General features: G+C 29.2%; 19 protein-coding genes and 1 CRISPR repeat array. Of the genes, 3 read left to right on the forward strand and 16 right to left on the reverse strand.

What is annotated here, in order from left to right; genetic code table 11:
- Positions 1 to 253: 253 nt before the first annotated feature.
- From RSF37_RS02565 to RSF37_RS02630, 14 genes are all read right to left on the reverse strand, one after another.
- A complete protein-coding gene (locus RSF37_RS02565) occupies positions 254 to 1603 on the reverse strand; it encodes an FAD-dependent oxidoreductase (RefSeq protein ID WP_332562818.1) in 1350 nt (449 codons plus the stop codon).
- 97 nt (positions 1604 to 1700) lie between these two features.
- On the reverse strand, positions 1701 to 3110 hold the full coding sequence (locus RSF37_RS02570) for an MDR family MFS transporter (RefSeq protein WP_332562819.1): 1410 nt from the start codon (positions 3108 to 3110) through the stop codon (positions 1701 to 1703).
- Positions 3111 to 3207: 97 nt separating this feature from the next.
- Positions 3208 to 3789: a TetR/AcrR family transcriptional regulator gene (locus tag RSF37_RS02575; RefSeq protein WP_332562820.1), complete on the reverse strand. Its 582-nt coding sequence runs from the start codon at positions 3787 to 3789 to the stop codon at positions 3208 to 3210.
- A gap of 129 nt (positions 3790 to 3918) precedes the next feature.
- Positions 3919 to 5319: an FAD-binding oxidoreductase gene (locus tag RSF37_RS02580; RefSeq protein ID WP_332562821.1), complete on the reverse strand. Its 1401-nt coding sequence runs from the start codon at positions 5317 to 5319 to the stop codon at positions 3919 to 3921.
- 2 nt (positions 5320 to 5321) lie between these two features.
- A complete protein-coding gene (locus RSF37_RS02585; RefSeq protein ID WP_332562822.1) occupies positions 5322 to 6512 on the reverse strand; it encodes an electron transfer flavoprotein subunit alpha in 1191 nt (396 codons plus the stop codon).
- 12 nt (positions 6513 to 6524) lie between these two features.
- Positions 6525 to 7313: an electron transfer flavoprotein subunit beta/FixA family protein gene (locus tag RSF37_RS02590; RefSeq protein ID WP_332562823.1), complete on the reverse strand. Its 789-nt coding sequence runs from the start codon at positions 7311 to 7313 to the stop codon at positions 6525 to 6527.
- A 25-nt stretch (positions 7314 to 7338) separates the two neighbouring features.
- Positions 7339 to 8865 (reverse strand): L-lactate permease, encoded by a 1527-nt coding sequence (locus tag RSF37_RS02595; protein WP_332562824.1) that lies wholly within the window; start codon positions 8863 to 8865, stop codon positions 7339 to 7341.
- 211 nt (positions 8866 to 9076) lie between these two features.
- On the reverse strand, positions 9077 to 9775 hold the full coding sequence (locus RSF37_RS02600; protein WP_332562825.1) for a FadR/GntR family transcriptional regulator: 699 nt from the start codon (positions 9773 to 9775) through the stop codon (positions 9077 to 9079).
- Between the two features lie 138 nt (positions 9776 to 9913).
- Positions 9914 to 10846, reverse strand: a complete 933-nt coding sequence (locus tag RSF37_RS02605; protein WP_332562837.1) for a glycyl-radical enzyme activating protein — start codon at positions 10844 to 10846, stop codon at positions 9914 to 9916.
- A gap of 90 nt (positions 10847 to 10936) precedes the next feature.
- Entirely contained in the window at positions 10937 to 13348 is a 2412-nt protein-coding gene (locus RSF37_RS02610) for a glycyl radical protein (RefSeq protein WP_332562826.1), read from the reverse strand.
- Positions 13349 to 13513: 165 nt separating this feature from the next.
- Positions 13514 to 13930, reverse strand: a complete 417-nt coding sequence (locus tag RSF37_RS02615; protein ID WP_332562827.1) for a MerR family transcriptional regulator — start codon at positions 13928 to 13930, stop codon at positions 13514 to 13516.
- 108 nt (positions 13931 to 14038) lie between these two features.
- On the reverse strand, positions 14039 to 14449 hold the full coding sequence (locus RSF37_RS02620; protein WP_332562828.1) for a hypothetical protein: 411 nt from the start codon (positions 14447 to 14449) through the stop codon (positions 14039 to 14041).
- A gap of 162 nt (positions 14450 to 14611) precedes the next feature.
- Positions 14612 to 15772 (reverse strand): iron-containing alcohol dehydrogenase, encoded by a 1161-nt coding sequence (locus RSF37_RS02625; RefSeq protein WP_332562829.1) that lies wholly within the window; start codon positions 15770 to 15772, stop codon positions 14612 to 14614.
- 83 nt (positions 15773 to 15855) lie between these two features.
- On the reverse strand, positions 15856 to 16764 hold the full coding sequence (locus RSF37_RS02630; protein WP_332562830.1) for a LysR family transcriptional regulator: 909 nt from the start codon (positions 16762 to 16764) through the stop codon (positions 15856 to 15858).
- A 121-nt stretch (positions 16765 to 16885) separates the two neighbouring features.
- On the opposite strand from RSF37_RS02630, the gene bsh reads away from it, so the two are divergent.
- Complete coding sequence (gene bsh, locus RSF37_RS02635) at positions 16886 to 17875, forward strand: choloylglycine hydrolase (RefSeq protein ID WP_332562831.1); 990 nt, start codon at positions 16886 to 16888, stop codon at positions 17873 to 17875.
- A 117-nt stretch (positions 17876 to 17992) separates the two neighbouring features.
- On the opposite strand, the gene RSF37_RS02640 is transcribed toward bsh, so the two are convergent.
- Positions 17993 to 18361: a C-GCAxxG-C-C family (seleno)protein gene (locus tag RSF37_RS02640; protein WP_332562832.1), complete on the reverse strand. Its 369-nt coding sequence runs from the start codon at positions 18359 to 18361 to the stop codon at positions 17993 to 17995.
- 124 nt (positions 18362 to 18485) lie between these two features.
- Between RSF37_RS02640 and RSF37_RS02645 the strand changes: the two genes are divergently transcribed.
- Both RSF37_RS02645 and RSF37_RS02650 read left to right on the forward strand, forming a co-directional pair.
- The gene (locus RSF37_RS02645) at positions 18486 to 19169 is read left to right on the forward strand and encodes a Crp/Fnr family transcriptional regulator (protein ID WP_332562833.1); all 684 of its coding nucleotides are present in this window, start codon (positions 18486 to 18488) and stop codon (positions 19167 to 19169) included.
- A gap of 24 nt (positions 19170 to 19193) precedes the next feature.
- Positions 19194 to 19442 (forward strand): hypothetical protein, encoded by a 249-nt coding sequence (locus RSF37_RS02650; protein ID WP_332562834.1) that lies wholly within the window; start codon positions 19194 to 19196, stop codon positions 19440 to 19442.
- A gap of 53 nt (positions 19443 to 19495) precedes the next feature.
- On the opposite strand, the gene RSF37_RS02655 is transcribed toward RSF37_RS02650, so the two are convergent.
- Positions 19496 to 20350, reverse strand: coding sequence for a YitT family protein (locus RSF37_RS02655; RefSeq protein ID WP_332562835.1), 855 nt, complete (start codon positions 20348 to 20350; stop codon positions 19496 to 19498).
- A gap of 242 nt (positions 20351 to 20592) precedes the next feature.
- A CRISPR array of direct repeats spans positions 20593 to 22316; the repeat unit is 30 nt; unit sequence ATTTAAATACATCTCATGTTGAAGTTAATC.
- The last annotated feature ends 5 nt before the right edge of the window (positions 22317 to 22321 follow it).

Genomic DNA, 22321 nt, shown 5'->3' on the forward strand with positions numbered 1-22321 from the left:
TACATGGTTATTTTTTTAACATACTATAGTTAAAATACCCATAAGCAAGCTATTGGGTTATTTTCCACTATGCACCATTAATTGCATATTTCTGAATATTTTTTGTATAAAGTAAGCATAATCTTATGCATATTTTTTTTATTTTTTTTATTAAATTAACTTATTTTTAGAAATCGATTATGTAATACGAATTTAACCAATTTTTTTATAAATAAAAAAGTTGCCTAGACTTACTAGACAACCATTTTTTCTATTATTTTATTCCTTGTTCAAAATTGAAAATATGTGATGGATCATATTTCTCTCTAATCTCTCTTAACTTAAATCTATTTTCTCCATAATAATCTTTTGCATAATTTGAAAGTCCTTCATACGGAAAATTAACAAATGACCCTTCAGTTAACTTTTCTATATGCTTGAAATTCTCTTTAACCCATTGTATATTTTCTTTAGCATACTTATCCTCTTCAAATACAGATTGTATTCCCATAATGAACTTAGCATCTCTATAATAAAATGCAGATGAACTTTTATCTACTTTTTTAATAGCTCCACCTAATCCATAAAAAGAGATTGCTGTATAATATGCACCATTTGCATTATTTTTTATTATGTTTATAAGTTCCCTTATTTCATCTTCAGTATAATCTCTAAAGGCAAATCGTCCGGTAGATTTATACTTTTCATAATCTGGATGACTATCTTGTATAGCTCTATTTGCTTCTAATACAGTCATATATTCTAAATCAAATTTTATTTTAGTTGGAATACTTTTTATTGGATTTAAAATTCTGTTAGCTTCATCCATATTCCCATAAAATAAACCTGTAATTTTAATTCCAATTCCTCTTTCTTCTGAGTTATAAATAGCAGTTTTCAAATTCATACGATTATCTAATGTATCAAATTCACTAAAAACAGTTTTAATTAATTGTACCATTTCATCAGTATCAATATTTCCACAATCTATATTTATAAGAGTTGCCATTTCTATCTTTTCTGGAATTTTAAAAGTCATAGAAGTGACTACTCCAAAGTTCCCTCCACCAGCACCTTTAGCTGCCCATAACAAATCTGAATTAGCCTTTTCACTCGCAGTTACTTCTAAGCCATCATAATTTATAAATTCAGCTTTAATTAAATTATCACATCCAAGTCCAAAAAGTCGACTTGAATATCCCCAGCCTCCACCTAACGCAAAAGCTACAACACCAACTGTTGGGCATCCTCCACCTGGAAATGGATATCCAAGTGTTCCTAATGCTTCATATAGTTCTCTATTTCTAGTTCCGCCACCTATAGTTACTTCCTTATTCCTTTCATCAACATATATATCATTCATTTTACTAACATCTATAACTAATACATCGTTACCTGTTGAATATCCTTCATAATTATGACAACCAGATCTTATTCTAAAAGGGATATCATTTTCCTTCGCCCATAAAATTGAATTTTTTATATCGTCTTTATTATTACAATAAACAATTACTAACGGATACTTTTGTATAGCTCTATTCCAAGCTATTCTACTATCTTCATATTCATAATCATCTTTAGTTATTACTTCTCCTGTTAATTTGGAGTAATTAACCTTTCTCATATGCCCACCTTCTAATACGTTATTTTTTATTTATTATGATAATATCATATATGCATAACAAATAAAATTTAACTTACTAAAATTCACTATAAATTGATTAATTAATAGCTTCTAATTTTTCTCTTCTTTTAATAAATAACGTTAATGATCCTAATAATCCAATTAACAAAATAATAGCACCAACTAAAAATGTATAATTAAATCCTTTTGTGAAAGCTTCAGTTACTTGCTCACTACTTACATTTCCTCCAATAGAATTTAAATAAGAATTCTTTCTTGTTGTCATCAAACTAACAAATAAAGATGAACCCATTGCAGCTGAAATTTGCTGGACAGTATTTATTATTGCAGTACCATGAGGGTATTCCCTTGGCTTTAACTGATTTAGGCTATTAGTTTGAGATGATGTCATAACAAGTGGCATTCCAACATTTAATATACAAAGTAATATTATAATTGTTTTGTAGCTAGTATGAACATCAACTCTTGATAATAAGAAAAATGATACTACTAATATTATAAATCCAAAAGGAACTACTTTCTTAGCTCCAAGCTTATCATAAATATTTCCTGTTATTATTGAAGTTACTGCATTTATAAGTCCAGCTGGCAATATTGCTATTCCAACTTGAAGTGGTGTTAAGTGATACACTCCCTCTAAATACATTGGCATAACAACTAATGTTTCAAACAAAGTCATCATTGCTATCATTACAAATATTACGCCTAAAGTGTATGTATTAGATTTTAAAACTCTTAAATCTAACATTGGTTCTTCTAATTTAAGTTGTCTAATTGAAAATAAAATAAGTGCAATTATTCCAACTATAAAAAATATGCTAGCTTTCTTATTCCCTAATGAGCTAAACCCCATTATAATTCCACCAAACCCTAAAGTTGATAAAATTATTGAAATTATATCAATTTTGGGGTTAGTTAGTTCAGTGACTTTTTCTAAATATTTATACCCAAGTAAAAGTGCAATTATTATTAATGGAATTTCTATTATAAATAAATAACGCCATGAAAGAGTTTGCAATATTACTCCTGATATACTTGGTGCTATTGATGGTGCAAATAGTATTACAAAAAGGCCAAGTCCAACAGCTGCTCCCCTCTTCTCTGGTGGATTTATTACTACTATTGTGTTCATCATTATAGGAACAAGCATACCTGTACCTGATGCTTGTACTAATCTACCACATAATAAAAGTGTAAAATTTGTTGCTGTTGCGGCAATTACAGTTCCGAGCAAACAAAGAGACATCGCTGCAATATACAACTGCTTAAGAGTGAATTTTTGAATTAAAAATGCTGTTACTGGAACTAGTATACCAATAACTAAAAGATATCCTGTACTTAACCACTGAATAGTCTGTGCATTTACAGTAAATTCCTCCATTAGTTTTGGAAGTGCAACATTTACTATCGTCTCATTAAATAATGCTAAAAAACCTCCAAAGAGTAACACTCCCATAATTCTAACTATTTTTTCTTTTGATTTCATTTAATTAACCTCTTTCTATAATTAGACCAGTCTATATAATTAATTGAAAAATAATAAAGGTTATTATAATTTTATACAATATCCTTTACTACGAATTTTATTTATTTATATATTGTTTAATTATTACTTCAACAGTATCTTTAACTAATATAAGTGAACTATTATCTTTGTTTGTAAGGGACATTACAATAGCACCTTCAATCATTATTTGAATTATTCTACTAATATCTCTAGCATCCTCTTCACTTACATTTAATTCTTTAAGTCTGTCTTTATATAAGTCTTCCCATGTTAGAAATGTAGCTGCACACGCTTCTCTAAGTATTTCATTTGTTTGAGATGCTTCTAATGCTAGAAGGCTTACTGTTACGCCCTTTACAATCTCTTCCCTTCCAACTATATCTGCTACATTCAAAATTACTTTTTGAATGCCTACTATAGGATCTTTAGATGAATATAAATTCTCTTTTATTTCTTCTTTAATAGACTCCTTCACAACTTCTATAGCTTGTAATGCTAATTCCTCTTTACCTTTTGGAAAATAGTAATAAAGTGACCCTTTTGGAGCTTCACTCTTTTTAAGAATTGCATTTAAACCTGTTGCATGATAACCATTTGAAAAGAACATCTCTGATGCTGTCTTTAATATTTTTTCTCTTGTATCAATTTTATTTCCCATAATATATCTCCTAATAATTATAACGATTGGTCTATATATAAAATACAGTTTAATTTTTAAATTGTCAATAACATAAAAATAAGGCTACCCAAAATCAACTCATTGTGTAGCCTTATTATTTATATAATTTTATTCACACACTTTTCCAGGATTTAAAATATTTTTAGGGTCAAAAGTTAACTTTATTCCTTTCATTAAAGCGATTTGTTCATCACTTAATGATTCATTTAAGTACCCTTTCTTCGCGAATCCAATACCATGTTCTCCTGATACTTGTCCTTTTAATTCTTTAGATTTATCATACATTGATTTCATAACTTCTTTAAGTTTTAACTTCCATGCTTCTTCACTTAAATCATCTTTTAATAAGTATATATGAAGATTACCATCTCCTGCATGTCCAAAGCTCTTAATTCTAATATCAAATTTCTTTTCAAGTTTATGAGTAAACTTAACAAACTCCGCTACTCTATTTCTTGGTACAACTACGTCAACCTCATCCATTTCTGTAGTTGATGCTTTTATTGCTTCTAAGAAAGCTCCTCTTGCAGACCATATTGACTCTTGTCTTTCTTCTGTATCTGATATAAATGCATCTATAGCACCTTCTTTAAGGCAAATATTAGCTACTTTTTCATAATCTTTTTCTATTTCTTCTTTTGAGTTACCATCAAAAGTTAAAAGAAGATAAGCATCAGATGTATGGTCTGGGAACTTCTTACCTAAGTACTGTTCTGCTGCAACTATTGCTTCTCTTTGCATAAATTCAATAGCTGTTGGCACTGCCTTTGATTTTATTATTTTAGGAACTGTTTCTATTGCAGTTTCTAAATCATTAAATGGTATAAGTAAACTAATTGCTTTCTTTGGTAATGGTACTAGTTTAAGTATTGCTTTTGTTATTATAGCAAGTGTTCCTTCTGAACCTACAACTAAATCTTTTAAACTATATCCTGAACTATTCTTAACTACTTTACCACCTAAGTTCATTACATCTCCATTAGCTAATACTACTTCTAATCCTCTTACGTAATCTCTTGTTACACCATATTTTACAGCTCTCATTCCACCAGCATTTGTACTTATATTACCAGCAATTGTAGCTGTCTTTTCACCTGGATCTGGTGGATAGAATAAGTCATTTTCCTCTACAAATTTAGATATTTCCATAAGTAGTACACCAGGTTCTACTGTTAATGTTAAATTATCTTCATCAAGTTCAAGTATTTTATTCATTCCACTTAAATCTAAAACTATACCTCTATAAAGAGCAACAGCTGCTCCAACTAGCCCTGTTCCTGAACCTCTTGCTGTTACTGGAATATTATTTTCATAAGCATATTTCATTATTTTTGAAACTTCTTCTGTAGTCATAACTTTTACTACTACATCTGGAAGCTCTTTTATTGAACCTAATTCATCATGACTATAGTCTTCATTAATATCACTTCCATAGAATACTCTGTCACAATCATTTATAATAGCTTTTATATCTTCTATAGTGCTTTCTGAAACTTTATTATAACTCATGATTATTCCCCCTTATTTCCTTTAATTTCTTCGATTAATTTTGGAACTATTTCATATATATCTCCAACTATTCCATAGTGGGCTGCCTTAAATATAGGAGCTTTCTCATCTTTATTTATTGCAAATATATAGTCTGAATTATTCATACCTGCTGTAAATTGTACTGCACCTGATACTCCACAAGTTATTATAAGTTTTGGTCTTACAGTTCTTCCACTTAATCCAACTTGCTTTTTAGCATCTTCCCAGCCATTTTCTATTAAAGGTCTTGTAACAGCAACTTCTCCACCTAAAAGTGATGCAAGTTCTTCAATCATTTCCATATCTTTTTGTGATTTTACAGCTCTTCCTGCAACTACTAATACTTCAGCTTCTGATATACTATGTTCTTTCTCTTTACGTATAACTTCCTTTACTTCAATATTAGAATTTAATTTTGAATCATCTATATGACATATCTTTAATATTCCACTAGCTTCATCAGTTCTTTCTGGTGCTGACATTACTTTATATCTAACTGTTGCAAGTTGTGGTCTTGAATTTGGAGTAACTATTTGAGCCATTATATTACCACCAAATGCTGGTCTTATTTGAACTAAATCAGTATTTTCTTTTATATCTAAAATTGTACAGTCTGCTGTAAGTCCAGTTCTACATCTTGCAGCTACTCTAGGTGCAAGTGATCTTCCAACTGTTGTTGCTCCAACTAAAAGCACTGCAGGTTTTACATTACTTATAAAATCTTCAATTGCTGCAGCATATGGTTCTATTCTAAAGTTTTTAAGCTTTGGATTATCATATACCATTACTTCATCAACTCCATAATGAAGTAATTCTTCAGCTTGTTTCTCTATATTATTTCCAATAAATAAACAATATACTTTTTGATTTACTTTATCTGCTAGTTCTCTAGCTTTTCCTATTAATTCAAATGTAACTGGATGTATTTCTCCATCAACGTGATCTACATAAACACAAATACCATTCCATTTACTTTTATCTATTTTAACAACTTCTTCTTCTATATATTCAACTGCTCCTTTTGGACCTTTCTTTACACATAATCTACACATCTTACAGTTCGCATTTATTTCAAGCTTTCCATCAACATTTTCTAATGCTCCAAATGGACAAATCTTTATTATCTCTTCTATATTTCCTACCTTTTCTTGATTAACTACTAATTTTGCCATAATGTACTCCCCCTAAATAAACTTTAATTCTTTTAATTTTGTGCACATTTTATCACTTATTTCATCAGAACTACCTGTCCATATTTCATGATCATTATTAGATTCTGGTGGGAATATTCTTTCAACTTGTGTAGGTGAACCATTTAGTCCATATTTCTTCTCATTTTTATCTTCAAAATCCATTAAGGATATAACTTTTATTTCTCTATCTTTTGAATCAATTTTCTTTTTATATGAAGGTAATCTTGGTTCAAATATACCTTTTTCTACAGTTATTAAACATGGATACTTAATATCAACAATCTCTACTGTATTTGGCATATCCATTTCCACTGTTATAAAATCATCTTTTACTTCTAATATTTTTCTTACATTTGCTACATGAGGAATTCCTAGGTATTCCGCCATCTCAGGACCAACTTGTGCAGTATCTCCATCTGTTGTTTGTTTACCACAAACGATTAAATCGAAATCTCCACACTTTCTTATTCCTTGTGATAATGTATAAGCTGTTGCAAGTACGTCTGCACCTGCAAATTTTCTATCTGAAACTAATGTTCCACTATCTGCTCCCATTGAAAAAGCTTCTCTTATTACTTCCATAGCTTGAGGTGGCCCCATACTTATAACCTTTATTTCTCCACCTTTTTCTTCTTTGATATTCAGTGCAGTTTCTAAAGCGTATAAATCATATGGATTCATTTTTGTATCTATTCCATCCCTTTTTAATACACCTGTTTTTTCATCTACTTCTACTTTTGATGTTCCTGGTACTTGTTTAATACAAACTATAGTATTCATAATACATCTCCTCCATTTTTCTATATCACACAAAAATTAGTGTTCCTGCGTATGTTATTATTCCTAATAGTACTACATAGCCTACGCAATATTTTAATGTTGAGTTTAAAATTTTTCCTTCTTCTCCTTCAATTCCCGTAGCTGCTGTTGCAACCGCTATACTTTGAGGTGAAATCATTTTACCAGCTGTTGCTCCACAAGTATTTGCTGCTGCAAGCCAATATGGGCTTGTACCTAATGATTTTGCAGCTTCAACTTGAAGCCCACCAAACAATACATTTGCTGAGGTATCACTACCTGTTACAAAAGTTCCTAAGGCTCCAATTAGTGGAGAAATTAAAGGATAAAAACTTCCAGTTACCATTACTAAAACTAATGCAACTGATTTAATCATTCCGCTATAACCCATTACTTTTGCTAATGCTATTATTGATATTATGGTTATTGATGATTTAAACATTTGCTTAACTGTATTTATTAAAACCTTTACAATTTCACTAAATTTAGCTCCTTGTACTAAGCCTCCAATAAATGCAGCTAATATTATTAATGTTCCTGGACTTGCAAGCCACACAAATGTATATGGCATTGCACCTTCACCTTTATAAATAGTAACTGATGTCTTTACTGATGCAACCATTTCATATATTTTAGGAAATAGTGGACTTATTAAAATAATAAAAATAAATATTAATATGAATGGTAGCCAAGCTTTAACCCCTTGTTTAAAGGTTACTTTGTCACACTGTTCATATTCAGCATTTTTTTCCTTATAAAAAGTTTTAGCAATAAATATAGTAACACCCATTGAAACTACCGAACCAATTACGGCTGGAAGCTCCGCTCCTAAATACTTTGCAACTATTAATTGAACTATAGCAAAGGATGTTCCAGTTGCAAAAGTTATAAATACTACTCCTTTTAAAGCTTTTATGCCTTTTCCTGTTATCATAACTAATATGAATGGCAGAAGTATTATAAACATAAACAATTGAATTGCTATTGTATAACTTAGTTGTCCAATTGAAATGTTTGATACTTCAGCTAAAGTAGTAACAGGTAATCCTATTGCTCCAAAAGCTGTTGGTGTAGTATTAGCAATTAAGCATATTACTGCTGCGAATATTGGCTCGAATCCTAGTGCTGCCATTATACCTGCTGGTATTGCAACTGCTGTTCCAAATCCAGCGACAGCTTCTAAAAATCCTCCAAATCCAAACGCTAATATAAGTACTAATATTCGCTTATCGGTTGTCACGCTTGTTAGCATCTTTTTTATAACATCCATTCCCTTTGTGTAAATAGATAAGTTATATGTAAATACAGCTGCTATAATTACTAGCATAATAGGCCAAATTGCAAGAGCAATTCCTTCAAGTGCCGCAGATGCTGTAATAAGCAAAGGCATTTTCCACAATAATACTGCAAGTATTATTGTACAAACTAATGCTATTGGACAAATTATATGTCCTGGCACTTTAAATACGCCAAGTGCTACCATAAGCAAGATTATTGGTAATAATGCAATTATAAATTTAAAATAAATATCCATTAGTTCCCTCCTTAATATGTAATTATTCAGGTGGCATGACCAATTTCAATTTAATTGTACTCCTAAGATTTTGCAGTTACTAGTATAGTTAATATTTTAACAATATTTGATTGAAAACGTATACCAAAAAAAGTAGAGTTAGTTACCATAGATAACCCACTCTACTATAAATTGTAAATATTCTTTTAACTGCTTATTCACTCATTCTTTGTTATTTATTTAACATTGCGTATTGTTTTATAAGTTCAAAGTGCTCTTTCATGGCTGTATAAGCCTTATAAGCATCTTTTCCTTCTATTGCTTCGTATATTTTTTCATGAAGATAAATTAATCTTTCCTTATTCTCTTCACACTCTAAAATATTTTTTCTTGAATTAGTTATAAATTCATCTATAAGTTCTGACAATATGTTAAGCAAATTTGTTATTAGTGGATTTCCAGCCGCTTTTACTATAGTGTAATGGAACTCCTTATCTATTTCTGCACTATCTTTTTCTATATCGCTTTTTCTAAATTCATCTTTCAAACATTTCAGTTTTTCTAAATCCTCGTCATTTATTCTTTTTGCTGATAACATTATTGTAGATAATTCTAACATTTCCCTAAGTTCATATATATCAAGTGGTGATCCTTGTTGTAGCATAAACATTATTGATAAAGGTTCTAAAAAGATTTTTTCAAAATCCTCTTTTATATAATTGCCTGAACCTTGTCTACTCTCAATTAGTCCGATTACTTCAAGTGATCTCATTGCTTCTCTTATAGATGCTCTACTAACATTTAAATCTACTGCCATAGCTCTTTCTGTTGGTAATTTATCTCCGATTTTAAGCTTTCCTTCTTCTATCATTTTTTTTATATGTTCTACAACTTGTTTATATACTTTCGTACTTTTAACTGTAGTATCCACCTATCTTCATCTCCTTATTTATCTAATAATATAATTATAAGATAATAATATGTTTTTAACTATTATAAACATATTAATATCATTATAATAAAATAAACTTTATTAACAAATAAGGATATATCATAAGTTAACCTTTTTTTATATTGCTCCTATATTACACTTAACTCCAACTTTCTCAACTATACCTTTTAACTCTTCCATAAATTCATCACTAGGGGTAACTGCTGTATCTTTCATATTATACTCTCTTCCTAAACAATTATATTTATTAACTCCAAGTCTATGATAAGGTAATATATGCATTTCCTTTACCATTTTTAAATCTTTAACAAATTCAGCTATTTCTTTTACACTTTTAAAATCTGCATTAAAGTCTGGTATGATAGGAACTCTAATTATCATATCAACCCCAAGTTCAGATATTCTCTTTGCATTTTCTAATATAATTTCATTGCTCTTTCCAACATACTTTATATGCTTATTTGAATCCGTAGTTTTAATATCCAAAAGTACTAAATCAACCCAAGGCATCACTTTATTAATTACTTCCTTTGAAGTAAATCCTGTTGTTTCTATAGTTGTATTCCATCCATTGTATTTACTAGCCTTTAATACTTCTAGGGCAAATTCTGGCTGCATTAAAGGTTCTCCACCTGATAATGTTATACCTCCACCAGAATGCCTAAATTCCATGTCATCTTTCTTAACTTCATCTATTACTTTACTTACATTAACATCTTCCCCTGACATCACTAATGCCTCTCGATAGCACTCCTCAGCACAGTCTCCACAATTTATACATTTTTCTCTATCTATTCTATTTTTAATATTAAAGTCAATGCCATTATGAGTACAATTCTTCTCGCACTTATTACATCCCGTACAATTTTTCTCATTAAACATTATTTCTTTATAATTATGCTGTGATTCTGGGTTACTACACCAAAGGCAAGATAATGGGCAACCTTTTAAAAAAACTATAGTCCTTACTCCAGGTCCATCATTTACAGAAAATCTTTGAATATTAAAAATTAATCCAGTTTCATTATAATTTACTTCATTATCCTTCATATCAATTAAACCTTCTTCCAAATAAAATGCCCTGCCTTAAAATAATAATTTAATTATTCTCATAAAGCAGAGCTATTTTTTATCTAAATATTATAAACTTTGTTCAGTTCTCTTTATAATATCATCTTGTACGCCCTTATCCAAACAAATAAATTGAGCACTATATCCTGCAACACGCACTATTAAATCCCTATATTTTTCAGGACTTTTTTGTGCATCTAGTAATACCTTTTTATCAATTACATTAAATTGTATGTGCATTCCTTTTTTATCAAAGTAACTTCTTATTAATGCACCTAAATTTTTAAGACCATTATCACCTTGTAATGAGCGTGGATTGAACTTTTGATTAAATAATGTTCCACTTGGAGCACTAAAATGATCTAGCTTAGATACAGAATTTAATGCTGCTGTTGGACCATTTACGTCTGCTCCTCTTGTTGGTGATACACCATCTGCTATTGGTTCCTTAGCGCCTCTTCCATCTGGTGTAGCACCCACTAAGCTTCCTAAATGAACATTATTTGAAACTGGGTATAACCCTGGTATAAATTTACCTCCACGTTGGTTCGTATGTTTAATAACTTCTTTGCAATATATAAGTGAAGCATCACGAGTAAACTCATCAACTTTATCTATATCATTACCAAACTTAGGTGCTCTATGTAGAAGCATTTGCTTAATATCATCGTATAAAGCTTTCTTTTCTTCCTCTTCCTCAAGCTCTCCAAAATTAGTATTAAGAGCTTCTTTTAATTGTTCTAATGTAATTTTACCATCTTCAAAAACAAGCTTGTCTATAGCCATAAAAGAATCACCAACATTAGCAACACCAACTCCTAAAGGTCCTGAGAAACGATAATGTCCTCCACCTTCTTGAATTGATTTACCAACACTTATACAGTCATCTAGCATACTAGATAAAAATGGTAGTGGAGCTCTTTCTGCATGTGCTATATCAACACAATTATCAGCAGCTATCATTTGTGAAACAAAATATTTCATTTGCTCCTTATAAGCATTTATAAGATCATCTAAGTCTTTAAATTCAGTGAAGTCACAAGTTCTAGGTGATACTTGAACGCCATCAATCATTCCACTATTTATACTAAGTTCTAACACCTTTGCTAAATTGAAAAATGCAGCATCATACCAGCCATCAGTTTTGCCTGGCTTTTGAGGTTCAACGCATCCAACAATTGCATAGTCTCTTGCATCTTCAAGTGTTAGTCCTTGATTTATTAACATTGGAATAATGACTTCATCATTATAAAAAGCTGGAAGACCTGTTCCAAGTCTAGTCAACTCACATGTTCTTAATAAAAATTGTTCTGGAGTTTTACTCCATATTCTAACTGATAATGATGGTTGAGGTAACATTAAACTTCCAGTAGCTTCAAGACACATGTATGATAATTCATTTGTTGCATCTTTTCCATCCATTGTTTGTCCACCTACAATTAAGTTTTGGAACATTGAGTAACCACTAAAAGCTTTTGTAGTAGTTTCATCACGTACCTTTGTAAGATCATTAAACTTAACCCATAAACAGTCTAAAATCTCTTCATTTAATTCTTTTAAATTACTATCTGTCTCTACATCAGTTTTATAATATTCATACATATATTGATCAAAACGTCCTGGTGATATAGCATGTCCATTAGATTCTAAACTAATAATCGCTTGTATAAACCAAAATGACTGACAAGCTTCATAAAAAGTTTCTGCAGGATATTCTGGAACTCGGTTACATATATTAGCTATATTTAATAGTTCTTTCTTTCTAGTAACATCCTTTGTATCCTTTGCAAGGTCAATAGCTAATTTTGAGTATCTTTTTGCATAATCTATTGCTCCATTACATGAAATTATCACTGCATCCCAAAATGCTCTCTTTTTAATATACTCTGGAGAACTTTTATCTGCATTATCTATTTGTTCTTGCACTTCTTTAATGATTCCCTTGAATCCTTTTTTTAGTACTTTTTCATAATCTACAGATACATGTCCAAGTCCATTATAAAAATAATTTCCGACAGTAAAGACATTAGCACCCATTGCTTTTTTTGTTTCTTCTGTCATATAAGAATCTGCAAGTTCACTTACTGTCTTGCCTTCCCAGTACTTAAAAACTTCTTTTAATTCTTTTTTTGTTTCTTCTGAAATCTTAAAAGCATCTGATGTTCTATCTTCGAATTTGTCAAACTCATCTACTAACCACTTATTAGAAAATTCCGGAAATACTTGTGCTGATCTTGGATTTTTTGTTAAACTCCCTACAATTAGTTCATTATCTCTAATTACTATAGGGATTTCATTTAAAATGGTCTTTAATGCTTTTGCTTTTCGAATAATCATAGGTTCATTTTCAGTTTCCTTAAATGACTTTGTCAGTATTATAGCCCTGTCTGCCTCAATACATGGAAATGCTGACATAACTTCTTCCTTTAACCTTACAACTCTTTCTGTTGGTTTTTTGAATCCTTTTGCTAAAATATCCATTTTAATCCTCCTAATCTTTTAACGGAATTAAACCGTTAAACTTCTTCTGAATACGTTTACTTAAAGTGGTCTATTTGAATTAACTAATTCAAATATTATTATCTCACACTAACTTTTCATGTCAAGTTTTAAAGTATTAACATTGTATATACGCCCCACCTCCTTCTATTTAAAACTCATCATTTTAAGTTTGCATTTTTTCCTTACTAATTCTTCTGTTCCATCCTTACATGCAATATCATAATATTCTACTTTCTCATTAACTTTTTCAAGCTCTTTCTTTAGTTGCAAAATCTTATTTTCTACTGCCTTCTTATGCTCTGTTACTATATTTCTTCTAACTTCTAAAGTAGAATCTCCTTCTTTTTTTAAATCTATGTAAATCTTTATATCTTTTATATGCATGCCTGTATTCTTTAAGCAACAAATTACTGATATCCATTCTAAATCGTCTTCTGAAAAAACTCTATTTCCTAATTCGTTTCTGCTTACTTTTGGTAGTAACCCTTCTTTTTCATAGTATCTTATTGTATATGTTGATAAATTTGTCTTATCTGCTACTTCTTTTATTGTATATCCCAAAGCTTAACCCCTCCTTTTCCAATAACTATAATAACATATTATAAATAAAACATGAAAAAAAGCTTATAAAATGTGCTATATAAAATAGACAGTTAAAAACCGTCTATTCTATGATTTACACACCTCTATAAACTTTACTAAAAACAAAATTCCTGAAAGAAGTAATGCACATCCAAGACCTGTGTAAAAGAAAGCTATAAATACATCAGGAACTAATCCAGAATATCTTAAATATATTCCTCCACCCATCATTACTGCCATTATTATGTATGATTTCAAATCAAAAAATTTATAAAAATATTGTTTTTCTTTATACTCTAAAATTCTTAAAACATGTTTTTTAACCATTTTATAAAAAATCATTCCTAAAAATATAGAAAATACTACTATAGATAAAATAATATTTATAATAGAAACATGACCTTTATATGCTATAACGCCTAATCTTACTATGTTAAAACCTGCTATACTCCAAACTATTCCTGCAATTAATATAAGATAATTTTTATGAACCTTCATTTTATAGTCTCCTTATTCTTTTGTAATTAATATTTATTATTTTTTAATTATTATAGTTTATAACTTGATGAATTTATAGTCCTATTAAGCTTTATTTTCAATTTCTTAATAAATAAAAAAGATGACTCCTGTTAAATACAGAAATCATCTTTATTTATAATTTTATAGTGCACCTTCTAAAATTTTACGACTAACATCTAAAGTTACAATTCCATCTTCTCCGATTGCAGCCATTTTGTGATCTTCTAATGCTTTAACTAAATCATCGATTGAACTCTCATCTACTCCATAATCTGAAAGTCTAGTCTTTATTCCTAAACTTTCAAAGAATTCTCTTGTTTTAGAAATAGCAAGGTCTATTCTTTCTTCATCTGTTCCTGATGTAATGTTTAAGACTCTTTCTCCATATTGAAGTAATTTATCTTTTTTAGCATCTCTCATTACATTCCAAAGTGAAGGTAATATTATTGCTAATGTTTTACCATGGTCTATTCCAAACATTGCTGTTAGTTCATGACCAATCATATGAGTAGCCCAGTCTTGTGGAACTCCAGCTCCAATTAAACCATTTAGGCCCATTGTAGCACACCAAACAAGATTTGCTCTTAAATCATAATCAGTAGGATTATCTATAGTCTTCTTTCCTATTTCCATTAAAGTTAAAAGTATTCCTTCAGCAGTTCTATCTTGGAAACATCCATCTACAGGATATGTTGCATACTGTTCTAAAACATGTATAAATGTATCAACTACTCCATTTGCAACTTGTGATTTTGGTAATGAGAAAGTTAAAGTTGGATCTAAGAATGAGAACTTAGGAAATACTAATTGATTTCTAAAAGCTCTTTTTCCTATACTTGAAGTAATAACTCCACCAGAGTTCATTTCTGAACCTGTTGCTGGCAATGTAACAACTGTTCCAAGTGGTAATGCTTTTGTTAAACCACTTGCTGCCATTCTATCACTTAATAAATCTAGTGCATTATCTCTATCATATTGTGATGCTAATGAAACAAATTTTGTTCCATCCATTACAGAACCGCCACCTACTGCTAATAAGAAATCAATATTTTCTTTTTTAACTACTTCTACAGCTTTCATTAATGTTTCAAATCTTGGATTTGCTTCTATACCTGAAAATTCAACTACATTACGGTTTCCAAGTCCTTTTAATACTTTATCTAAAGTACCAAATTTCTTAACACTTCCGCCTCCGTAAAGTACAAGTACCTTTGCATCTTTTGGTATCAAATTATCTAATTCATTTAAACGATCTTTTCCAAAAACTATTCTTGTTGGATTATAAAAATCAAAATTATTCATATTATCTTCCTCCTCATAAATATCTAATTAAAATTAGTATAGACCTTAGAGTGTACTTTAAGTCAAGAACTATAAACTATTTATTATATTACTTTTATATTGTTTAATATAAAGTTAAATAAATCTTCTCCAATCTCATTTAAAGAGTTATTCTTTGTCTTTAAAAACCAAAGTGCTGGACTTATAGTATCCTTATCTTCTATTACTGGTATAAGCTTTATATCTCTTAGTCTGTTATAAAAGTCATTTACTATTGCATAAGATGGTCCAAAAGATATTGCAATGTTCTCATCTATACTATTCATAATTGATGTGAAATTATTCGTTTTAAATAATACATGAGCAGACTTTCCAGTTCTACTTTCTACGTGACTTAAATAATTAAGTAAAAATTTATCTTCATATATAGCTATAGGCTCATCTATAATACTTTCATAATCTAATACATCATGACTAGCAATTGATGAATTTTTATTTACTGCAAAATAAAATGAGCCATCTGTAATCTTTCTAATATCATAGTTTAAATTATGATTTACAATATTATCTGAAAATGCAATTAATGCAAAATCACATTTTTCCTCGCGTAGCGATGTTACTAATCCTTGGGTATTTTGTTCTTCAATAGAAATTTGAATAAATGGATACTCTCTTTCTAGCATTTGAATTGCTTTAATAAGTGGATAATTGACTCCAGGAATACATCCAATTTTTAATCTAACCTTTGGATAATTTGTATTATTTGAAGTATATGTATAAATGTCCTGCTTTTTTTCCAAAATAATATATGCCTTCTTAATAATATATTGTCCCTTTGTCGTAGGAAAAGTTCCTTTTTTAGAACGTTCAAATAACATCACTCCAAGTTCATTTTCAAGTGATGAAACTGCCTGACTTACAGCTGAAGTTGTTAAATGTAATTTATTTGCTGTTTTAGAAAAGCTTTTTTCCTCTGATAATGTAGTAATAATATTGAGTTGCTCAAAATTCATAACCTTCTACTCCTTAGTTAAGTTTTACTTAACTATCTGTTAAGTAATTTTAATTTTACTTAATATAACTAGAGTTGTAAACTTAAATTATAAAATAAATCAAATTAAGGAAGTGCTTATTATGTGTACTAGTTTAACTTTAAAAACAAGAGATGAACATCATTTACTTGGTCGTACAATGGATTTTGCAATAGACTTTAATCAACAGGTACGTTTCATACCTAGAGATTTTACTGTATCAAATGTTATTGATAATTCTACTTCAAAAACTAAATATGCCCTTTTAGGTATGAGTGCTCTTTTAGGCAATCATCCAGTATTAGCCGATGGTGTAAATGAAGAAGGACTCGCATGTGCTACTCTTTATTTACCTGGATTTGCAGACTATCATAAGGCTCCAATAGAAGGCAAAAATAATATTGCACCTTATGATTTTGTATTGTGGTCACTATCTAATTTCAAAACTTTAGAGGAAGTAAAAGATGCTTTAAGTAATACTATTATTGTGGAAGCACATCTTTCTTTAATTGGTGTAATTCCTCCATTGCATTGGATTTTATCTGATAAATCTGGTAAAAGTATTGTTGTTGAAAAGACAACCAAAGGTTTAAATATTTATGATAATCCAATAGGAATTATGACAAATAGCCCCGATTTTGAATGGCATTTAACTAACTTACGTCAATATCTTGGGGTAAAAGCTATGCAGCTACCTGATGCAAATTGGGATGGTTTAACTTTATCACCATTTAGCCAAGGTTCTGGAACCTTCTCATTACCTGGAGATTTTACTCCACCTTCTCGTTTTGTAAGAGCTGCGTTCCTTAAAAATAATATTACTCACAAAGATACTGAAATTGATGGAGTAACTGCTTTATTCCACATATTATCTAGTTGTGATATACCAAAAGGTGCTGTTTTAAAACCTGATGGAAGTGAAGATATAACAATGTACTCATCAGCAATGTGCTTAGAATCAGGAACTTATTACTATCACGATTATGATAATCGTCAAATTACAGCTATAAATTTATTCAATGAAGATTTCAATTCAAAGGATATGAAGTCTTATCCTTATAGAAATAAACAATCAATATTAAAAGAAAACTAATTATTTATAAAAATATATTTACACAATATAAAATAACTCATATATTAATGCTATATTAAAGGTTACCCAATTCCCTTTAATATTGAACATAAATATATGAGTTATTATTTTCTCTATTTACTTATCACTGTTTAATAATTCAGTTAAAGCATCATATGAGAAATTAATTATTTCATCGCATCCAACTTTACTTCTCTTTAAATCCAAACAGATTTCAGAGTTATACTTCTCTCTAACTCTTGTCATAAGTTCTTTTGAATACTTTCTTGCTTCATTATCTTCAAGTTTATTATCTCTTCCTTTAATATATCCAATTATTAAAACTGATGCATTTACAGCACCGCATAAACTTCCTACTGTTATTCCAGTTCCCATTCCACTTCCTAATGAAACTGGTATATTTGTATTATTATCCTCATTGTATGATTTAATTATAGCCTCAGCACAAGTGTATCCTTGGCTATGGTATACTGATGGTCTTGTCATTAAATATTCGCCTCTTTCTTAATATATTATACTTATATAATATTCTTACTAGTTCTTTTTTTCTGTGACTTTATCACATATAACTGTTAATATTTCAATATACTATTATATATGGAGGTTTTAAATGGTTAATTATAATGAAATACACTACTTAGAAGAGTTTCTCCCTTTTTATAAATTTTTATGTACTGATGATAAAAAAAATTTAATTTCAATAAGTTCTGTAGAAAGATATTTTAAGGGAGACTTAATAAGCTCTAAATATTCATCAAATTGTACAGGTATTATTTTAATATTAGAAGGTCGAGTTAGAAGTTTTATTCACTCTGATTTCGGGAAAGAGATAACTATTTTTAGGTTATTAAGTAGAGACTTATGTCTTCTATCAGCATCTTGCGCCTTTAAAAACATTTCTTATAATCTAAGCTTAGAAGCTGAATGTGATTCTTTAATTTTAGTTATTAATGGAGAGTATTTTAAAAATTTATGTGATTCAAATTTTGAAGTCCAAAAATTTCTTCTTAATTTAACTCAAGATAAACTTTCCGAAACTTTATGTTTAATAGAAGATCTTGTTTTCTTAAGTTTTGATAAAAGACTAAGTAAGTTTTTAATTAATGAATCTTTTTTATGTAATAGTAAGATACTTACTATTACTCATGACTCAATCGCAAATACTTTAGGTTCTGCTAGAGAGGTTGTTAGCCGTATGCTTAAAAAATTTGAAAAAGATGGTATCGTTAAAGTTTCTCGTGGTAAAATAGAACTAATAGATAGTTATAAATTATCTAAATTAGCTAATGAATAAATCTATATTTTAGGAGGAGTTTACATGTTTTCAATTATGGTAATAAAAGTTTCACCAAGAAATCAAATGGCACCAAAGGTTCAAGAACTTTTAACTGAACACGGATGCATTATTAAAACAAGACTTGGAGTTCATGAAGCAACAAACAACACTTGCTCTCAATCAGGACTTATTATTTTGGATCTTTTATCTGATAATAAGGATGAAATTAATACACTAAATAATGAACTTAATTCATTAGATGGCGTATGCTCTAAAGTAGTAGAAATATAAAACTAATATATACAAAAAATGGGATGCTAAACTGCATCCCATTTTTTTGATTATTATAATACTGAGTTTTCAGCGAATTTCCCTATTACTTCAACAGTTGGCTGTACATTTACAAATGCATCTGGATCAATATCTAAAACATTTTTCTTAACGAAGAATAATTCATGTTTTGATATTACTGTAACTATTGATGTTAATGGTTCTTTACTGTATCCACCATAAAGACTTGGGTTTACTGTAACCCCTCTTGTATGACTGTTTATTAAACTTTCTACTATTTCTTTTTCTCTCTTTGTAAAAATAGTAACTGTTAATTTGTATTGTTGTATATAGAACATATCCATAATTTTTGTTGTTGCAAAGATTGCTACTAAACTGTATAAAGCAAGTTCCCATCCGTACATTATTCCTGCCATTGATACAATTACACCGTTAAGTAACATTCCTAACTGTCCAACTGATTTTCCTGTTAATTTTTGAATAACTAATACTATAATATCTGTTCCACCTGTTGAGAATCCTGCTCTAAAGCATAACCCTACTCCAGCCCCTGTTAGTAATCCACCAAAAATAGCCGCTAAAAGTGAATTATCTGTTATTACTCTATTTGGAATTATTCCTATGAAGAATGATGAAGATAGTATGGCTAGTAATGAATAAAAGGTGAATTTCTTACCAAGTTTCTTCCAAGATAATAAAACTAGTGGTAAATTTATAATTAATACCCATGTTGAAATGTCTATATTTACGTTTAAAAAGTCTGTTCCTATTGATGATAATAATTGTGATAAACCTGTAACTCCACCTGAATATATATGTGCTGGTGTTAAGAAGAAGTTTATCCCGATACCTGCTAAAAATCCATATAGTATTATTGCAAGTATTCTATATAATATTTTTCTGTTCACTTTATCGCCTCCAACATTAACTTTTTGTAAGTAATATACTAAATTTGTATTTTCTTTAATAATTACATTTTAATACATTAATTTCTGATATTATAACAGTATTTTCTACTTTTTGCTAATGTTTTTTTATTTATTGCTATTTCCTCTTTATAACCCCAATTCCAATAAACGCAAATATTATCGAAAGTATACTCGTTACAGTTTCCTTTTTATCGAATTACCTTGTTATATATTTATAGTTAAATTAAATACATCTCATGTTGAAGTTAATCCGCTCGCTTGTTTGTGCAGATTCATTCTCTGCAACATTTAAATACATCTCATGTTGAAGTTAATCTCTTAGCTATACTTATCTTCCCATCTACTGCATTTATATTTAAATACATCTCATGTTGAAGTTAATCCACATGGGGGTGCTAATATTATGATAACATTTTGATTTAAATACATCTCATGTTGAAGTTAATCGCAATTAATTACGATAATGAGGAGGATTGGTCTTAATTTAAATACATCTCATGTTGAAGTTAATCATACAAAAGAAAAAAATTAGGTAAGTTTATTTACTGATTTAAATACATCTTATGTTGAAGTTAATCATTATAAATTATATTTATATTTCGTGAATTTTCTAATTTAAATACATCTCATGTTGAAGTTAATCATCCATTATTAACGCCTTTTCTTTTTTCTTATAGATTTAAATACATCTCATGTTGAAGTTAATCCTAAAGCAATTCCTTCTATAAATGATTTTCCAAGTTATTTAAATACATCTCATGTTGAAGTTAATCGATTTGTGGTAATTTTTCAGTTTTATTTGCCATTATTTAAATACATCTCATGTTGAAGTTAATCGCAAAGAGCATTAATGATATATACGATCTAATTGAATTTAAATACATCTCATGTTGAAGTTAATCTTGGTTAAAAAACTGTAACCGAACTTCTTATAAAAATTTAAATACATCTCATGTTGAAGTTAATCGTATCAAGCTTTCTATGATAAAAAACTAGAACCTAATTTAAATACATCTCATGTTGAAGTTAATCAACTATGGATAATATGAGTAATCCTATGAAGATGGTATTTAAATACATCTCATGTTGAAGTTAATCTAAATATACTCAATACTGGGTTAGACGTAAAGAATGATTTAAATACATCTCATGTTGAAGTTAATCCACAAAAAAAAGACTATAAAAGATAAATTAAAAAAATTTAAATACATCTCATGTTGAAGTTAATCTATTAGCCCCTATCATGGCATTAAAGGTTACAATATATTTAAATACATCTCATGTTGAAGTTAATCCTTTAAAAGAATTAAAGTTTATTGTCAGCTATTGAATTTAAATACATCTCATGTTGAAGTTAATCATGATGGACTACTATTATATGGCTCAAAATATTTTATTTAAATACATCTCATGTTGAAGTTAATCCTAATAAAAGAGCTAAGATAAATATAATTGCTGAACATTTAAATACATCTCATGTTGAAGTTAATCTTTTCAGATAATTCATTTTTATTAGCTTCATACTCATTTAAATACATCTCATGTTGAAGTTAATCAAAATAATGCTAAATATATGAGATAATTAATATGTATTTAAATACATCTCATGTTGAAGTTAATCATCCTGTAAGACTCTCCTCTGACATAGCTCTCATTATTTAAATACATCTCATGTTGAAGTTAATCTTTTTGCTCCTGTTGTTGTAAATACTCTAACATCATTTAAATACATCTCATGTTGAAGTTAATCACAAAATCAAATAATGATATTAATAATATTATTTGATTTAAATACATCTCATGTTGAAGTTAATCATAAAGCCAAAGCAGAGGTTACGACTTTATCAGCATTTAAATACATCTCATGTTGAAGTTAATCTTTCAGCTGACTACATCAGGGTTGAATAATAAACCTATTTAAATACATCTCATGTTGAAGTTAATCGGAGG

Origin of the sequence: Clostridium sp. (assembly GCF_036643715.1) — a bacterium.
GTDB lineage: Bacteria > Bacillota > Clostridia > Clostridiales > Clostridiaceae > Clostridium.